The organism is Kribbella sp. WER1 (assembly GCF_054189145.1).
Genome location: NZ_CM135186.1, coordinates 7430950 through 7446656, shown reverse-complemented (window position 1 = coordinate 7446656; position 15707 = coordinate 7430950). Strand labels below are relative to the sequence as shown.

Sequence of the window (15707 nt, the reverse complement as noted above, 5' to 3'; positions counted from 1 at the left end):
GTCCCGGTGCGGCGTGACCGGCTTCCGTACGCCCCTCAGCACACCCTCTGCACTTTCGGGAACGGGCCGATGGCGGCTCAGTTGCCGCTCAGTTGCCGCCCAGCATCTTCTTGAGGTCGTCGGGCAGCTCGAACTCGCCGTCTTGCCCGGCGCCACCGAACGCGGCCGGCAACTGGCCGGGCTGCGGTGCCTGCGGCTGCTGGTTCACCTGGTTCGCCCGCTTGGCCGGGTTGCCCGAGCCGCGCTTCTTGCCCTTCTTGGCCTGCTGCTTGGCCTTCCGGCTGCCACCGCCGCCGCCCATGCCCGGCATCCCCGGCATTCCGGGCATCCCCGGAATCCCCTTGCCGGACGCCATCGCGGCCATCATCTTGCGGGCCTCGAAGAACCGCTCGACCAGGCCGCTCACGGTCGCGACCTCGGTGCCGGAACCCTTCGCGATCCGGGCCCGGCGGGAGCCGTTGATGATGTTCGGATCGGCGCGCTCGGCCGGCGTCATCGAGTGGATGACCGCCTCGATCCGGTCGATCTCGCGCTCGTCGAAGTTCTCCAGCTGGTCCTTGAACTGGTTCGCGCCCGGCAGCATGCCGAAGATCTTGGTCAGCGGCCCCATCTTGCGGACCGACTGCATCTGGGCCAGGAAGTCGTCGAGGGTGAACTCCTTGCCGCCCTTCTTCGCCAGCTTGGCCGCGGTCTTCGCGGCCTCCTCGGCGTCGAAGGTCTGCTCGGCCTTCTCGATCAGGCTGAGCACGTCACCCATACCGAGGATCCGGGACGCCATCCGGTCCGGGTGGAAGACGTCGAAGTCCTCGAGCTTCTCGCCGTTCGACGCGAACATCACCTGGCGGCCGGTGACCTGCGCGATCGACAGCGCCGCACCACCGCGGGCGTCACCGTCGAGCTTCGACAGCACGACGCCGTCGAAGCCGACGCCGTCCAGGAAGGCCTGCGCGGTGGTGACCGCGTCCTGGCCGATCATCGCGTCGACGACGAACAGGATCTCGTCCGGGCTGACGGCGTCGCGGATGTCCGCGGCCTGCTTCATCAGCTCCTCGTCGACACCCAGCCGGCCGGCCGTGTCGACGATCACCACGCTGTGCTGCTTGGTCCGCGCCTCGTCCATCGCCTTCCGGGCGACGTCCACCGGGTCACCGACACCGTTGCCCGGCTCCGGCGCATACACCGGTACGCCGGCGCGCTCGCCGACCACCTGCAGCTGGGTGACGGCGTTCGGCCGCTGAAGGTCCGCGGCGACCAGCATCGGTGTCTGGTGCCGGGTCTCCTTCAGCCACTTCGCGAGCTTGCCGGCCAGGGTCGTCTTACCGGCACCCTGCAGACCGGCGAGCATGATCACGGTCGGCGGCCGCTTCGCCATCCGCAGCTCACGGGTCTCGCCACCGAGGATCTTGATCAGTTCCTCGTTGACGATCTTGATGACCTGCTGCGCCGGGTTCAGCCCGCCACGCACCTCGGTCCCGCTGGCCCGTTCCTTGACCGCCGCGATGAACTCCCGCACCACCGGCAACGCGACATCGGCCTCCAGCAACGCGATCCGGATCTCCCGGGCGGTCGCGTCGATGTCGGCGTCGGTCAGCTTGCCCTTGCCCCGCAGATTCTTGAACGCGGTGGAGAGCCGATCGGAAAGCGTGTCGAACACGAGAAACAGTCCGTTTCCTCGAAGCGATGAACTCCCCGAGTCTACCGGCCCCCCAACCTGTGGATAACTCCCACGCCCCCACCCCCACCCCGGATACCGTGCTACCACCGCCCCCAGCCCCGAGGAGACCATCGATGCCCCTGGACATCCCCGCGTTCAACACCGCCGTCAACCGCGCCCGCGATCGCATCCGGAGTGCGCCCGGCCGGGTCGACGTCCCCGCCGAGCAGGCCCGGCTCCGCGCGATGATCCCCGCAGACGCCTCCGAACACGACCGCGGCTGGACCAGCAGCCTCATCGACGACATCGCCAAGCCTCCGGCGCCACCCCGCACCTGGAGTCCCACGTACCACGAGGCGGCCCGGATCCACGCCGCCGCCTACCCTCCGAAGGGCACCACCGAGGAGCAGATCGCCGTCCTCGCGGACGCCCGGCGCGCGATCTGGGAGCTCGCGGAGCGCGCACCGGCGGAGGAGGAGCTCGACATCCAGGCAATGACGCAGGACCTCGAGCAGCTGGAAATGCTGCTCCGCGATCCGCCGTTCCCGCTGACCGATACGCCGTTCCCGTCGGACAATGGCTGAGTCGGCGCAGCGCGTCCCCGAGAGCTCCGCGACGTACCGCGAGTTCGCCCGGCTGTACGACCTGGCCCGGCAGCTCCGGCCGACCGGAGCCGATCGGTGGAACGGCACGCTGTACGCGACCAGCGGCCGCGGCGGATTCGACCACCACACCGGCGCGATCGGGGTCAACGAGCGGACGCTCCGGGAAGGCCTGACGAGGCAGCCGACGGCAGACCCGCGGCAGCAGGCGCATGCGCTGGCGACCGTTCTCCACCGAGCGACGCACGCAGGAATGGAGTTGGACGCCCCGCAGGAGCCCAACGCAGTGCGGACGAACAGCACGCTCGGCCTCGCCGACGGCGTTGCGTCGGTCCGCGCCGCCACCGACTTCGAGAACTTCAGCGTCGCCGCCGGCTATCCGGGCCTCACGTACGACGGCGCCCAGCCGAACGGTGGGTACGCCGCGACGAACGACCTCATCCAGCAAGCCTCCGGTCCGAGCGTCGACCGCCACGCGTTGATCGACCGCCTCAGCCGCAGTCCGGGCGCGATGCATTTCGACCAGCTCGCGGAAGCCGTCGTGCGGAATCGATTGCAGGAGGTCGCACCGAGCGAGGGGGCGGATCGACAGGCGATGCGGCGGGAGCTGATCGGCACGATGCTGCATCCGCAGTGGGACTCGCTGGCGCAGCGGTCGCCCGAGGCCGGCCGGCGGGTGGCCGAGCAGATCGGGTCTGCGTTGAACGCCAAGGTCGACGAGATCCGCCGAGCTGCGGGGCAGAGCCCTCAGAGCTCATCTTCGGACGGCCAGCAACGCGGGCAGACCACAAAGGCGCCTCCACAGGAGCAATCCACGGCCCGCTTCCTGACGGGTCTCGCTCCGGCAGGCGGAGCAGCCGTGCAAACGCCCTCGCTCGGAGACGGCTCGCGGGCAGCGGCGCAGCACGCCACGGCGGCCACCCGGCCACGAACACCTGGTGAGACCATCCGCAGATAGGGTAGTGGGGAGGAGGGACGATGCAGCTAGGTGAGTTCAACAACGCGTATAACGCTGCCAAGCGCCGGGTCCGGAGCGCGGGTGCCGAGGCGATTGGTCCGGCGGAGCAGGCATTACGCGAGCTGCTGCCCCAACTGCAGTCTGACGAGGACCGTCGGGTCGCGACGCTGCTGATCGCTCGTCTGCCTGGGTACGCGGTACCCGCCGAACCGCCGAGCGCACTGATGCAAGAGGCCGTGGCGATCGAGCGTGCCGCGTACGAAGCGCCGGGCACCGACGCCGAGCGGATCGCGATCATGGCGGAAGCCCGCCGCAAGATCTTCGAGATCGCCGACCGCGCTCCCGCCGACGAGGCTGCCGGCATCCGCGGCCTGACCCGGGTCCTCGAACACCTCGAGAACAACCTTCGTGACCCGCAGTGGCCGCTCGACCCGTCGGCGGACTCCGGGCGCCGGTGAGCGATGGCCGTCACCCAGGTCGACCCTGAATCACCGGAGTACCAGCGCTTCGCCGAGCTCTACAAGGCTGCCCGCGCACTCCGGCCGAACGAGACCGATCTCTGGAAGGGCGATCTGTACGCGACCACTGGCGAGGGCGGCTGGGGCGCGTTCGATCCGAGATCCGGATCGTTCAAGCTCTCGAAGGAACTGGTTCTCGACCAGCTCGGGCAGGACGCGAACCCCAGCGACCAGGTCGCGGCGCTCTCGACGATCCTGCACGAGACGAACCACGCACGCGTCCCGGTCGACGCCCCGAAGGAGCCGAACGCCGTCCGCTCGCGCCACTCGAAGGCGTTGGACGAAGGCCTGACCGAGTACGTCGCGGTCAAGGACGTCGACGCCTTCGCTGCATCCGCCGGGTACGGCAACCTGCCGGAGCCGAAGGCGGAGTACCCGGCTGCGTACCACTCAACGGAAGCGCTGCTGGAGTACGCCGCTGGGCCGGAAGGCAAGGATGCGCTGGCGGACAAGGCCATCGACCAGCCGGTCGTGATGCGGTGGGACGCGGTCGCGGACGAGATCGTCCAGAACAAGCTCGGCGACGTCGTACCGCAGGATCCGCAGCATCAGCAGGCGGCCCGGGCGGAGTTGATCAACGCCATGGTCAGCCCCGGGTGGGACCAGCTTCACGAGCAGCCGTCGATCGTCGGTCACGATGTCGCGGCAAAGACCACTCAGTCGCTTGACAGCGCGACCGACCGGATTCGCGATCACTACGCCCAGTCTCCGAATGAGCCGTACCCCTCGAAGACTCCCAACTTCGAGATCGCCCGTCAGCAGGCAGAAGGTCTGCAAGGTCCCCAGAACCGGGCTCGTGGGGCGGCAGCCGACCTCACCAACTACCCGCCGCCCGCCGCAGACACCCGGGTCGACAGGCCATCGGCCACTCAGCAGCAGAGATCAGCACAACTCTCTGCGGCAGGCGCTTCCAGCCATGGACAGCAGGCGGCCGGTGACACGATGCGCTTCCTCGGTGCCCAGGCGCCCGCAGCCCACGCGACCCATCAGAAACCTGTGCTCGGCGACGGCGCTCGGGGCGCCGGGTCGGCCGGGCAGGCGGCGCAGCGGGCGACGTCCGAGCGGGGTAACACACCTACCGATCGTGGCGGCCGCTGAGATGGCTATCAGCTGACCCAGACCAGGTCCTGGCCGTGGGGTGAGGCGGTGCCGAGGGTTTGGGGCTTGCCGGTGGGCCAGGTTTGCAGGGTGATGCGGTACTCGTAGCCGTTGGGTCCGCGGTGGGGTTCGAGGCTCAGGTGGGCGAGAGGGGCGGTGTCGGTGGCCTGGGCGCCTAGGTCGGCCAGGCGGGCTTCGATGGCGGTGCGGTCCGGGCGGTGGAGGTATTGCCACATGATCGAGTGCCACACGACGGTCACGTGGCCCTCCGACAGTTCCAGCGCCTGGAGGAACGAGACGGCGTCTTCCGGGCGTACGTCGGCTGGTACGTCGTGGGCGATCGCCAGGGCACCACGTAGCCGCCTCAGGCGGTCTGTCATGTCCGGCCAGATGTACGACGTGAGTGTCAGCGCACCGTTGGGTGTCAGCGGATCCACGGGTGCGATGTCGCAGCCGACCCGTTCCGCGATCCGTAGGTCCACGGACGGCACCGGCCCGGACCACGCCGGTTCGAACACGACAGGACTGTCAGCGCGGCCGTATGACGTTCCGTCGGCCAGATAGCGGTACTGGTCCGCGCGCAGGTTCAACCCGCCGCTCGCGCCGATCTCGAACAGCCGCACCGGCAACGGCACAGCCGCGACCAGCCGCGACAGACCGCCGTACAAAGCGGCTGCACGGCCCACCTCGTTCGTCTGCGGCGGCTGGGTCAGCAACGACCGCACCTCCCCCAGCCGCGACTGCAGCACCTGCTCGAACGCCTCCCACCCGAGCACCGGATCCCACGTACCGCCCGTGCTCGGGTAGAACGCCGCGAGCTCAGGCGCCGTACCGGACAGCACCAGGCCGTGTACGGCGGCCAGCAGCCGCAGGCCGATCGCTTCGCCGAACGAACGGCCCTCGTACCCGTCCAGCGCGCGCGTCGACACCCCGCCGACCTCGTAGTCGTCGACGATCAGCCGGAGCAGTTCGGCGTACATCGGGGAGCCCAGGTCCTCGCAGGCGGTCGCCTGTCGCTGCAGTGCCTCTACAAGATCCACGTAGTGAGGTTAGAAGCTCAGCCGATCCAAAACCGACTTGGCGGTCGTCCGCGCGTCTTCGGGCTCCAAAGGCGCACCATGGCGATCCGTTAGATAGAAGACGTCCACACACTCGGCACCGAGCGTGCTGACGTGTGCTGAGCGGATGTCCGCGCCGGTAGCGGCAATCGCCGCCGTGACGTCGTACAGGAGTCCAGGGCGGTCATGGGCGCGTACTTGCAGCACCGTTGCCGTCTCGGACGCTTCTGCCAACAAGTCGACACGGCTGGCCACCCGCGGCTGAGCCGAGTCCCGCGCGGCCAGGCGCCGTACGACGTCGGACGAGTCCCGCAGCGCTACCGCCAGCCTGTCTCGCAGCCGCACCGGATCGGGTGGTGATCCGGCAACGGTCCACTGCGAGATCCCAAGCCCGTCAACGGACGTGACGACAGCAGACCGCACCGCCAGCCGGTCGACAGCCAGCACTGCGGCAACAGTCGACAAAGTGCCCACCTGGTCGGGTACGGCGACGTTGACGCGCAGGTCGCCGTGGTGTTCGTTCACCGTGACGCCGAGCCGCCCAACGCCGACCACCTGGTGCAACACGGGCACAGGCACCGGCGGGCTCTCGGTCCACATGCTCTCTCCGCCCGCGAGCTCGCTGCGGACCCGCCGGCACAGGTCGCCGACCAGCCGCATCCGCCACGGCGACGACGCCGCCGGACCGGCCGCGCGCGCGTCGGCGTACGTCAACGCCTCCAGCAGATCCAGGTTCTCGGTACTGCGGACGATGCCGGCGACCATGTCCACGGTCATCGGGTCGTCCAGGTCACGCCGGGTCGCGACCTGCGCGAGCATCAGGTGCTGACGGACCAGCAACGTGATCGTGTCGGCGTCCGCGTCGCTGAAGCCGATCCGACGAGCCACCCGGGCCGCGATGCCCGCGCCGGTGACACTGTGGTCGCCGTCGAGCGCCTTGCCGAGGTCATGCAGCAGCGCGGCCACCAGCAACAGGTCAGGGCGCCGTACGTCGCGCACCATCGCCGACGCCTCGACGCAGGTCTCGAGCAGATGCCTGTCGACGGTGAACCGGTGGATCGCGGACTGCGGCGGCCGGAACCGTACGGCGTCCCACTCCGGCAGCAGCCGCGAGATGTACCCGGCCTGGTCCAGCGCCTCCCACACCTCCAGCAGCCCGGAACCGGCGCCAAGGAACGCACACAGCAACCGCCGCGCCTCCCCCGGCCAGGGCTCCGGGAAGTCAGCAGCCGACGCCGCAAGCCGCGCACAGACCGCAGGCGAGAGCACTAGCTCCCTGTCGGCGGCAACCGCGGCAGCCCGGAGACCTAGCACCGGGTGGCGCTCCGGACGCGCGTCCGGCATCAGCACGACCTCACCCTCGTGCTGGGCCACTCCTTCGTCCAACGCGACCAGCAACGGCCCACCAGTCCGCTGCCGACGCCGGGACCGTGGCGGCTTGGTCATCAAGCTCTCGACCCGTCGCCACGACACATCGCACACGTGCGCCAACGTCCGACCGGTCGCGTACACGTGCCGCAACAGCTCGTCCCGCCCGGACAGCCCGAGCCCGGCAGCCACTTCACCGGCCAGGTCCGCGACCAGCCGGTCCGTAGCGCGCCCGGCCACCTCATGCAGTACATCGCGGATCTCCAGCAGGTCACGCCGCGCCCGCTCGACCACTGGGTGCGGTACGTCGACCAGCCAGGACGCCACGAGGGCACGCAGTACGACGGCGTCGCGGAGGCCGCCGTACGCCTCCTTGAGGTCCGGCTCCGCGAGGTGCGCGAGCTCTCCGACCGTGGTCGCCCGGTCGCGGCACGCCTGCGCCAGCCCGGGCAACCGGGACTTGGCCGTACGACGCCAGTCGGCCATCAGCACGGACCGGAGCTGCAGGGTCAGGTGGGTGTCGCCCGCGACGTGGCGGGCGTCCAGCAGGCCGAGCGCGACCCGGTCGTCGGCCGCGGCGGCCTGCTGCGCCTCGGCCAGCGTGCGGACGCTGTGGTCCAGCTTGGTCCTGGAATCCCACAGCGGGTACCAGATCTGGGCAGCCAGCTCGTCGATCCGCGGATATCCCTCGGCGTGCACGAGCATCACGTCGAGGTCGCTGTACGGCGACAGCTCCTCGCGCCCGTAGCCGCCCACAGCGACGAGGGCGACGCCCTCGGTAGGAACACCGAGGGCGTCGCAGGCCTTCGCGAGCAGCAGTCGCAGCAGCTCGTCGGCCTCTTCGGCACGAACCCGCCGCTGCTCTGCCCGGTCAACCATTTACAGTGCGTCTCCGTCCAGTTCACCCGTGCGGACCCGGACGATGGTCTCGACCGGGGTGACCCACACCTTGCCGTCGCCGATCTTGCCGGTCTGGGCGGCCTTCACGATCACGTCCACCACGTCGGCGCTGTCACCGTCCTCGACGACCACCTCGAGCCGGACCTTCGGCACCAGGTCCACCTCGTACTCGGCGCCACGATAGACCTCGGTGTGGCCCTTCTGCCGCCCGTACCCGCTCGCCTCGGTGACCGTCATCCCGGTGACCCCGAACGTCTCCAGCGCGGCCCGGACGTCCTCCAGTTTGTGCGGCTTGACCACCGCGGTGACCAGCTTCATGCGTTCGCCTCTTCTTTCGTGGACGTCTCGCTGGAGTCATTGTCCTTCTCGGCCGCCGCCGGTGCCGCCACGGGGCGGGCCGAGAGCGCGCCGCGCAGCCCGGCCGCGCTGAGGTAGTCGTACGCCGTCTCCGCGTGCTCGACCTGGTCGACACCGGTGACCTCGTCGTCCTCCTTGAGCCGGAAGCCGATCGTCTTGTCGATCACCTTGCCGAGGATGAAGGCAACGCCGAACGAGTAGATCCCGACCACCACGTTGGCCAGCGCCTGCCGGCCGAGCTGGGAGACACCGCCGCCGTAGAACAGCCCGTTGACCGCGGACGGCGCCGCCGCCGAGCCGAGCAGGCCGATCGCCAGCGAGCCGAACAGGCCGCCGACCAGGTGTACGCCGACCACGTCGAGCGAGTCGTCGAACCCGAGCTTGTACTTCAGCGACACCGCGAACGCGCAGATCGCACCGGCGAGCAGGCCGAGGATGATCGCGCCGATCGGGGTGACCGCGCCACAGGACGGGGTGATCGCGACCAGACCGGCGACCGCACCGGACGCCAGGCCCAGGGTGGTGGCCTTGCCGTGGGTGAGGCGCTCCACGATCAGCCAGCCGATCACCGCGGCGGCCGTGGCCACCTGGGTGTTCACGAACGTCACCGCGGCAGTGGTACCGGCGGTCAGCGCCGAGCCGGCGTTGAACCCGAACCAGCCGAACCACAGCAGCCCGGCACCGAGCAGCACCAGCGGCAGGCTGTGCGGCCGCATCGGGTCCTTCTTCCAGCCGATCCGCTTGCCGAGCACGATCGCCAGCGCCAGCGCCGCGGCACCGGCGTTCACGTGCACCGCCGTACCGCCGGCGAAGTCGACGGCCTTCAGCTTGTCGCCGATCCAGCCGCCGTTGCCGTCGTTCAGGAACCACACCGAGTGCGCGACCGGGAAGTACACCAGCAGCGTCCAGCCGACCACGAACACGATCCAGCCGCGGAACGTGGCCCGGTCGGCGATCGCACCGGAGATCAGCGCCGGGGTGATGATCGCGAACATCATCTGGAAGGCGACGAACGCGAGCGTGGGCGTCGACCCGCTCACCGCCTCCGGAGCCAGCAGGCCCTTCAGGCCGACCTCGGAGAAGTTCCCGATCACGTGCCCGGAGTCACCGCCGAAGGTCAGCGAGTAGCCGACCACCACCCAGAGGATGGTGACGACGGCGATGGTGGCGAAGCTCATCATCATCATGTTCAGCACGCTCTTCACGCGCACCATGCCGCCGTAGAAAAAAGCCAGTCCGGGGGTCATCAGCATCACCAGGGCGGCACTGGCCAGCACCCAGGCGGTATCGCCGGCGTTGATCTCCATCAACGTCATCCCTTCGATCGAACGGGGGTGGCCGGCGCCTCAGTCCGGGAGGTCTCCACAACGCCGGGGAGCCCGCCGCTCGGCCACACGGGACACGGTGCCGAGGCGCGGTTTCAGCCGATCGGTCGGTTTGTTTCAGGCATGTGACAAAGCGGGCTCCCAGGTGACATCGAGGTGACGTCGCCCACTACGGAGCGGAGTGTGGCACTCTGGCCTGGACCACACGGGGCCGCAGCCGCGCCACTGCACCCGTCCGACCTGGGGAACGACGTCATGGAGCCGAGCCACGGGGTGAGGCCGCGCCGCGGCAGACCACGCGATCCGGAAGCGGAACCGAGGATCCGCCGGTACGCCGTGCAACTGCTGCTGGAGCGCGGATTCGACGGAATGACGGTGGACGACGTCGCCGAGGCCGCGGGGGTCGGCAAGGCGACGATCTACCGGCGGTGGGCCAGCAAGGAGCTGCTCGCCAACGACGCGATGTCCGATCTGTTCGACCTGGAGATCCCGGACGCGGACACCGGCTCGATCGCCGGTGACCTGCGCCAGGTCTACCGGGTCGCGCTGGCGTTCGCGAACAGCGAGCGCGGCCGGGCGATGATCCGGCTCGCGGTCTCCGAGGCGAACCGCGACGAGCGGTCCGCGGCGGTGTACCGCGGGGTGCTGGAGCGCCGGATCGAGCTGACCGCGCAGGCACTGGAGCGGGCCCGGGCCCGAGGCGAGCGGATCAAGAGCTCCGCCGACCCGGTGCTGATGGTGGAGTGGATGGCCGGCGTGTTCGTGATCCGCGCGCTGACCGGCCAGCCGATGCCACCGCCGGAGGAGGCGGACCGGCTGGCCGATCTGACGCTCCGGGCGGTCCTGGAGCCCTAGTGTCCGACTCAGGACACTAGCCGAGCTGGATCAGGATCGACGCGACGATCAGGGCCGCCAGCACGATCATGAGACCGAGCAGGACGGCACGACGCTGACGGCGCCGTGCCGCCAGCCCGGCGGCCCAGGCCGCGTCGGCCAGGTCGATCTCCGGCAACAGGTCGCCTGCCTGGACCAGCAGCGGCGGTACGTCCTCGCGCCTCATGTGGCGTCCCGCCAGTCGCCCGCGCCGAGCGCCGTACGGAAACGGCCGAAGGCGGTCATGGCATGCGTGTGGACGGCGGTCTGCGACATTCCGAGCAGATCGGCGACCTCGAACTCGGTCAGCTCCTCCAGGTGCAGCAGGACCAGCACCGTGCGCTGTGCCGCTGTCAGCTGCGCCAGGGCGAGCTTGACGGAGTCGTCGTCGCCCTGGAACGGCTTGTCGCGGTTCCAGGGCCGTAGCGCGGGCTGGTAGAGCAGACGCTGGACGTAGACGTCCGGGTCGTCCACCTTGGTCCAGCGCATCGAGAGCTGCGTGAAGGCGCGCAGCAGTACCTGCTCGGCTCGTTGCAGGTCGCCGTACACGAGGTACGTCGTCCGCAGCCATCTGCCCTGTCGTGCATCGACGAACGAGGCGAAATCCGGGTCGACCGTGTCGCGCATCCGCCCTCCCGGACCTATTCAACTCCTCAACTACTGCGGGCGGCTACAGCCAGACGCGTCTCTTCGGTGATCAGGTCGAAGTTGATGCCACCGGCCGCCATCAGCCCGGCGGCCGCGGACGGTACGACCTGGGCCATCGGGTTGCTGACGTTGCCCGCGGCGAAGACGCCTGGGACCTGCGTAGCGCCCATGGCGTCGACCTGGATCGCAGTACCGACCTCGACGCCGTTCGAGTCGATCATGGTCGTTTCCAGCCCTAGATCGGCCAAGAAGCCTGCCCGGGCGCGAACGGTTGTTTGAATCGCCAGGGCCTGCCGTGGGACCACCGTGCCGCCTTCCAGCCGTACGCCGGTGATCTTGTCGTCAGCCACCTCCACCTGCTCGACTTTGCCTTGTACTACGGCGATTCCGCGGGCTGCCAGCTCCTCCCACTGCTCCTCGGTCGGCTCCGGCGCCGTGTGCAGGAACAGCGTCACGTCGTCGCTCAACTGCCGGAACAGCTGCACCTGGTGGACGGCCATCGGGCTGGTCGCCAGTACGCCGATCGCCTGGTCCTGCACCTCCCAGCCGTGGCAGTACGGGCAGTGCACGACGTCCTTGCCCCAACGGTCAGCCAGCCCCGGTACGTCGGGCAGCACGTCGGTGAGCCCTGTCGTCACCAGCAACCGCCTGGCGCGGTACGTCGTACCGTCGGACAGCTCGACCGTGAACCCGTCGTCGTCGCGCCGGGCCGTCGTCACGGTGCCGTCCGCGAACTCACCGCCGTACCCCTGCACCTCCTGCCGGCCGAGCGCGTAGATCTCCGCGGGCGGTACGCCGTCGCGCGTGAGGAAGTTGTGGACACCGTCGGCGACCGCGTTGCGCGGCGTCCCGTCGTCGATCACCAGGACGGACCGGCGGAACCGGACCAGGGCCAGCGCACCGCTCAGCCCGGCGGCGCCGCCACCGATCACGATCACGTCGTACTGCTGTGTTCTCGAGGTCATGTCCCGAGGATGCGTGGTGATTTTCATTTTCGACAAGTACTGTTGCCGGTATGGCAAACGACGACGATGTCCTGGAGTCGGTCGGCCCCCGGCTGCGAGCACTCCGGACCGAACGCGGTACGACGCTGTCGCAGCTGTCCGACGCCACCGGGATCTCGGTCAGCACCCTGTCCCGGCTGGAGTCCGGGCAGCGCAAGCCGACGCTGGAGCTGCTCCTGCCGCTGGCCCGCGCCCACCAGGTGCAGCTAGACGAACTGGTGGATGCACCGCCGACCGGCGACCCGCGGATCTACGCCAAACCGATCAAACGGCACGGCACGATCCACATCCCGCTGAGCCGGCGGCCGGGTGGCATGCAGGCGTTCAAGCAGATCCTCCCGGAGGGCTATCCGGGCAACGACGTCGAGCAGAAGACGCATGAGGGCTACGACTGGTTCTACGTGCTGTCCGGGCGGATCCGGCTGAAGCTCGGCGACCAGGACTTCGTGGTGAAGGAGGGCGAGGTGGCCGAGTTCGACTGCCGGGTGCCGCACTGGTTCTCCAACCCGGGGCCTGGACCGGCGGAGGTGTTATGCCTGTACGGGCCGCAGGGCGAGCGCCTGCACGTCAGGGCGCGTACCAAGTGACAGGCCAAGTGACAGGCCAAGTGACAGGCCAAGTGACAGGAGAGTAGAAGTGAGCGTCGCGTTGTTCACGGTGGGCGGGACGATCTCGATGGCCGGCAGCCGTCGTCTGACCGGCCAGGACCTCACCGCCGCGATACCTGGCCTGTCCGGCCTCGGGCACGAGGTGGAGATCCAGGACGTCGAGAAGATCCCCAGCGCCAACCTGACCGCTACGAAGCTGCTGGAGGTCGTCGAATCCGCCTCCCAGGCCGTCACCGCGGGTGCAGCGGGCGCCGTGGTCACCCAAGGCACCGACACGCTCGAAGAGAGCTCGTTCCTGGCCGACCTGGTCTGGCCGCACCCGCAGCCGCTCGTGTTCACCGGCGCGATGCGTAACCCAACGCTGGCCGGCCCAGACGGCCCGGCGAACCTGCTGGCCGCTCTACGCGTCGCCGGCTCTCCCATGGCCCGCGACCTGGGCGTACTGGTCGTCTTCAACGACGAGCTCCACGCAGCGCGCTGGGTCCGCAAGACGCACAGCACGAGCACTGCGACGTTCCAGTCACCGAACACCGGTCCGCTAGGGCACGTCGTAGAGGACCAGGTCCGCGTTCTGACCCGCCCGGAGCGTCTAGACAGCCTTCCAGGCAAGGCTGACCTCGACAGCACCCGGGTAGCGCTCTACACGCTCACGATGGACGACGACGGCCTACTGCTCCAGGGCCTCGCCGACACGCACCAGGGCCTTGTTGTTGCCGGGTACGGCGTCGGCCACGCGCCGGCCGTGCTCGCACCGGTTCTCGGCGACCTCGCCGCCCGGATCCCCGTCGTACTGACGTCCCGCACCGGCGCCGGATCGGTGGTGCGCAACACGTACCACTCCCCCGGCTCGGAGACCGACCTGTTGCAGCGCGGCCTGGTCGACGGCGGCTTCCTCGATCCGTACAAGGCACGCGTCCTGCTTCGGTTGCTGCTGGCAACGGGTGGCGACATCGCCCGGACGTTCGCGCGGTACGCCTAGGGCATGTCTGGTGATTCCGCGCCGTTGCGAGGAGGTGCCCGGTGCGGTAGCTCGGCGTGCGGGGGCGAAGGTCTCGATGCGGAGCATCGTGGCCTTTGCACCCGTGCGGCGAGGTGCCGTGCCGGGTGCCCCGCAGTAGGCGGGGAATTACCAGACATGCCCTAGCCGAGGGCAGCGGCCTTGCCGGTCAGGTAGTCGCGTTCCGGGATGCTCGTCGTACCGCGGGCGGCCGCCCGGAAGTGGCCGGCGGCGGTCTCGTGGTCGCCGCGCATTTCGTAGAGGTGGCCGCGGGTGGCGTCCAGGCGGTAGTGGCCGGCCAGTTCGTCGTCCAGCGGTTCGAGGAGCTTCAGACCCGCGTCGGGGCCGTCCACCATGGCCGCGGCGATCGCTCGGTTGAGCTTCACCATCGGATTGCCCGACAAGTCCTCCAGCAGCCCGTACAGCGCCAGGATCTGCGGCCAGTCGGTGTCCTCGGCACGGTCGACCTCGTCGTGCAGCGCGGCGATGGCCGCCTGCAGCTGGTACTCCCCCAGCGGCGGGCTGTTGAACGCCTCCACCGCAAGCGCCACGCCTTCGGTGATGGACGCGTGGTCCCACAGCGAACGGTCCTGTTCGGCCAGCGGGATGAGCTCCCCGCCCTGGCCGGTCCGTGCCGCACGCCTGGCGTCCGTCAGCAGCATCAGGGCGAGCAGCCCCGTGACCTGTCCGTTGTCAGGCAGCTGAGCGCGTACAGCGCGGGTCAGCCGGATCCCCTCGCTGGAGAGGTCCGTACGGTGCAGCTCCGGGCCGCTGGTGCTCGTGTAGCCCTCGTTGAACATCAGGTACAGGACGTGCAACACGTTGCGCAGCCGGTCCTCGTCTGCGTCCAGCTCGAAGCTCGCGCCCTTGAGCTTCTGCTTGGCACGACTGATCCGCTGCGCCATCGTCGCTTCCGGCACGAGGTACGCCGTGGCGATCTCGGCCGTGGTGAGTCCGCCGACCGCCCGGAGCGTCAGCGCGATCGCGGACGCCGGTGTCAGCGCCGGATGGCAGCACAGGAACAGCAGCCGGAGCGTGTCGTCGTACTCCTCGACCTCCCTGAGCGGAACCTCCCGCAACGCTGCGCGTTCTTCCCGGCGTCGACGAGCCTGCTGCTGCCGTACCTCGTCGATGAACCGCCGGGAGGCTGTCTGGATCAACCAGCCCTTGGGGTTGTCCGGACGACCGTCCCGCGGCCAGGTGGTCGCAGCCGCGAGCAGGGCCTCCTGTACGGCGTCCTCGGCCGCGGCGAAGTCACCCGACCAGCGAACGACCGCGCCGAGCACCTGCGGCGTCAGCTCCCGCAGCAGGTCCTCAAGCCCGTCAGATGTCGTGGAGGTCGCCATCCGAGTCCATCACCCGGCGAACCTCGATCGGCTGCTCCAGCGGTACGCCGCCGGGCCCCGGTGCGCTGGACTGCTCCGCGGCGATCTCCAGCGCCCGCGCCTCCGACTCGACGTCGACCATCGTGTAGCCGGCCAGGACCTCCTTGGACTCGGCGTACGGGCCGTCGGTCAGTACCGGCGCACTCACACCGGTCGCCCGGACCACCTTCGCGTGCCGAGGCCAGGTCAGCGCGTTCACCTCGACCAGCTCGCCGCTCTGCCGCAACCGCTCCACATGGTCGCCCAGGTACTTCATGTGGGCGTCCATGTCGGCCTTGTCCCACTCCAGCATCGGAGTGTCGCAGTTCCCGCCGTCCATGGTCATCAGCAGCATGAACTTGGTCATCCCCGGTC

Annotated in this window: 17 protein-coding genes; 7 read left to right on the top strand and 10 right to left on the bottom strand. The window is 69.4% G+C overall.

The window, feature by feature from the left end:
- Positions 1-88: 88 nt before the first annotated feature.
- Complete coding sequence (ffh, locus tag ACXJJ3_RS36430) at positions 89-1654, bottom strand: signal recognition particle protein (protein WP_458166455.1); 1566 nt, start codon at positions 1652-1654, stop codon at positions 89-91.
- Positions 1655-1788: 134 nt separating this feature from the next.
- Here ffh and ACXJJ3_RS36425 point away from each other — a divergent pair, with 134 nt between their 5' ends.
- The 4 genes from ACXJJ3_RS36425 to ACXJJ3_RS36410 are packed head-to-tail and all read left to right on the top strand — an operon-like array spanning position 1789 to position 4830.
- Complete coding sequence (locus tag ACXJJ3_RS36425) at positions 1789-2238, top strand: hypothetical protein (RefSeq protein ID WP_458166453.1); 450 nt, start codon at positions 1789-1791, stop codon at positions 2236-2238.
- Complete coding sequence (locus ACXJJ3_RS36420) at positions 2231-3214, top strand: hypothetical protein (protein WP_458166452.1); 984 nt, start codon at positions 2231-2233, stop codon at positions 3212-3214. Before ACXJJ3_RS36425 ends, ACXJJ3_RS36420 begins: the two co-directional genes overlap by 8 nt.
- Before the next feature lie 20 nt (positions 3215-3234).
- On the top strand, positions 3235-3672 hold the full coding sequence (locus ACXJJ3_RS36415; protein ID WP_458166451.1) for a hypothetical protein: 438 nt from the start codon (positions 3235-3237) through the stop codon (positions 3670-3672).
- Positions 3673-3675: 3 nt separating this feature from the next.
- On the top strand, positions 3676-4830 hold the full coding sequence (locus ACXJJ3_RS36410) for a hypothetical protein (RefSeq protein WP_458166449.1): 1155 nt from the start codon (positions 3676-3678) through the stop codon (positions 4828-4830).
- Between the two features lie 8 nt (positions 4831-4838).
- Here the strand turns inward: ACXJJ3_RS36410 and ACXJJ3_RS36405 are convergent, their stop codons facing one another.
- Genes ACXJJ3_RS36405 through ACXJJ3_RS36390 form a run of 4 tightly spaced genes read right to left on the bottom strand, consistent with a single transcriptional unit; the run spans position 4839 to position 9829 of the window.
- On the bottom strand, positions 4839-5870 hold the full coding sequence (locus ACXJJ3_RS36405) for a DUF2332 domain-containing protein (RefSeq protein WP_458166448.1): 1032 nt from the start codon (positions 5868-5870) through the stop codon (positions 4839-4841).
- 9 nt (positions 5871-5879) lie between these two features.
- A complete protein-coding gene (locus ACXJJ3_RS36400; RefSeq protein ID WP_458166447.1) occupies positions 5880-8135 on the bottom strand; it encodes a [protein-PII] uridylyltransferase in 2256 nt (751 codons plus the stop codon).
- Complete coding sequence (locus ACXJJ3_RS36395; protein ID WP_344188166.1) at positions 8136-8474, bottom strand: P-II family nitrogen regulator; 339 nt, start codon at positions 8472-8474, stop codon at positions 8136-8138.
- Positions 8471-9829 carry an ammonium transporter gene (locus ACXJJ3_RS36390; RefSeq protein WP_458166445.1) on the bottom strand — a complete coding sequence of 453 codons (1359 nt, stop codon included), beginning with the start codon at positions 9827-9829 and terminating at the stop codon, positions 8471-8473. Before ACXJJ3_RS36390 ends, ACXJJ3_RS36395 begins: the two co-directional genes overlap by 4 nt.
- Before the next feature lie 345 nt (positions 9830-10174).
- Between ACXJJ3_RS36390 and ACXJJ3_RS36385 the strand changes: the two genes are divergently transcribed.
- Positions 10175-10693: a TetR/AcrR family transcriptional regulator gene (locus ACXJJ3_RS36385; RefSeq protein WP_458166444.1), complete on the top strand. Its 519-nt coding sequence runs from the start codon at positions 10175-10177 to the stop codon at positions 10691-10693.
- A 16-nt stretch (positions 10694-10709) separates the two neighbouring features.
- Here ACXJJ3_RS36385 and ACXJJ3_RS36380 read toward each other — a convergent pair whose 3' ends face one another.
- Genes ACXJJ3_RS36380 through ACXJJ3_RS36370 form a run of 3 tightly spaced genes read right to left on the bottom strand, consistent with a single transcriptional unit; the run spans position 10710 to position 12324 of the window.
- The gene (locus ACXJJ3_RS36380) at positions 10710-10898 is read right to left on the bottom strand and encodes a hypothetical protein (protein WP_458166443.1); all 189 of its coding nucleotides are present in this window, start codon (positions 10896-10898) and stop codon (positions 10710-10712) included.
- Complete coding sequence (locus ACXJJ3_RS36375) at positions 10895-11338, bottom strand: sigma factor-like helix-turn-helix DNA-binding protein (RefSeq protein WP_458166442.1); 444 nt, start codon at positions 11336-11338, stop codon at positions 10895-10897. The genes ACXJJ3_RS36380 and ACXJJ3_RS36375 overlap by 4 nt, the downstream gene beginning before the upstream one ends.
- 26 nt (positions 11339-11364) lie before the next feature.
- On the bottom strand, positions 11365-12324 hold the full coding sequence (locus tag ACXJJ3_RS36370; RefSeq protein WP_458166441.1) for an NAD(P)/FAD-dependent oxidoreductase: 960 nt from the start codon (positions 12322-12324) through the stop codon (positions 11365-11367).
- Between the two features lie 50 nt (positions 12325-12374).
- Here ACXJJ3_RS36370 and ACXJJ3_RS36365 point away from each other — a divergent pair, with 50 nt between their 5' ends.
- Positions 12375-12950, top strand: a complete 576-nt coding sequence (locus ACXJJ3_RS36365) for a helix-turn-helix domain-containing protein (RefSeq protein WP_458166440.1) — start codon at positions 12375-12377, stop codon at positions 12948-12950.
- Positions 12951-12999: 49 nt separating this feature from the next.
- Entirely contained in the window at positions 13000-13950 is a 951-nt protein-coding gene (locus tag ACXJJ3_RS36360; protein ID WP_458166439.1) for an asparaginase, read from the top strand.
- Positions 13951-14111: 161 nt separating this feature from the next.
- Here the strand turns inward: ACXJJ3_RS36360 and ACXJJ3_RS36355 are convergent, their stop codons facing one another.
- Positions 14112-15314 (bottom strand): RNA polymerase sigma factor, encoded by a 1203-nt coding sequence (locus ACXJJ3_RS36355; protein WP_458166438.1) that lies wholly within the window; start codon positions 15312-15314, stop codon positions 14112-14114.
- Entirely contained in the window at positions 15292-15699 is a 408-nt protein-coding gene (locus ACXJJ3_RS36350; protein WP_458166437.1) for a YciI family protein, read from the bottom strand. Before ACXJJ3_RS36350 ends, ACXJJ3_RS36355 begins: the two co-directional genes overlap by 23 nt.
- Between the last annotated feature and the right edge of the window lie 8 nt (positions 15700-15707).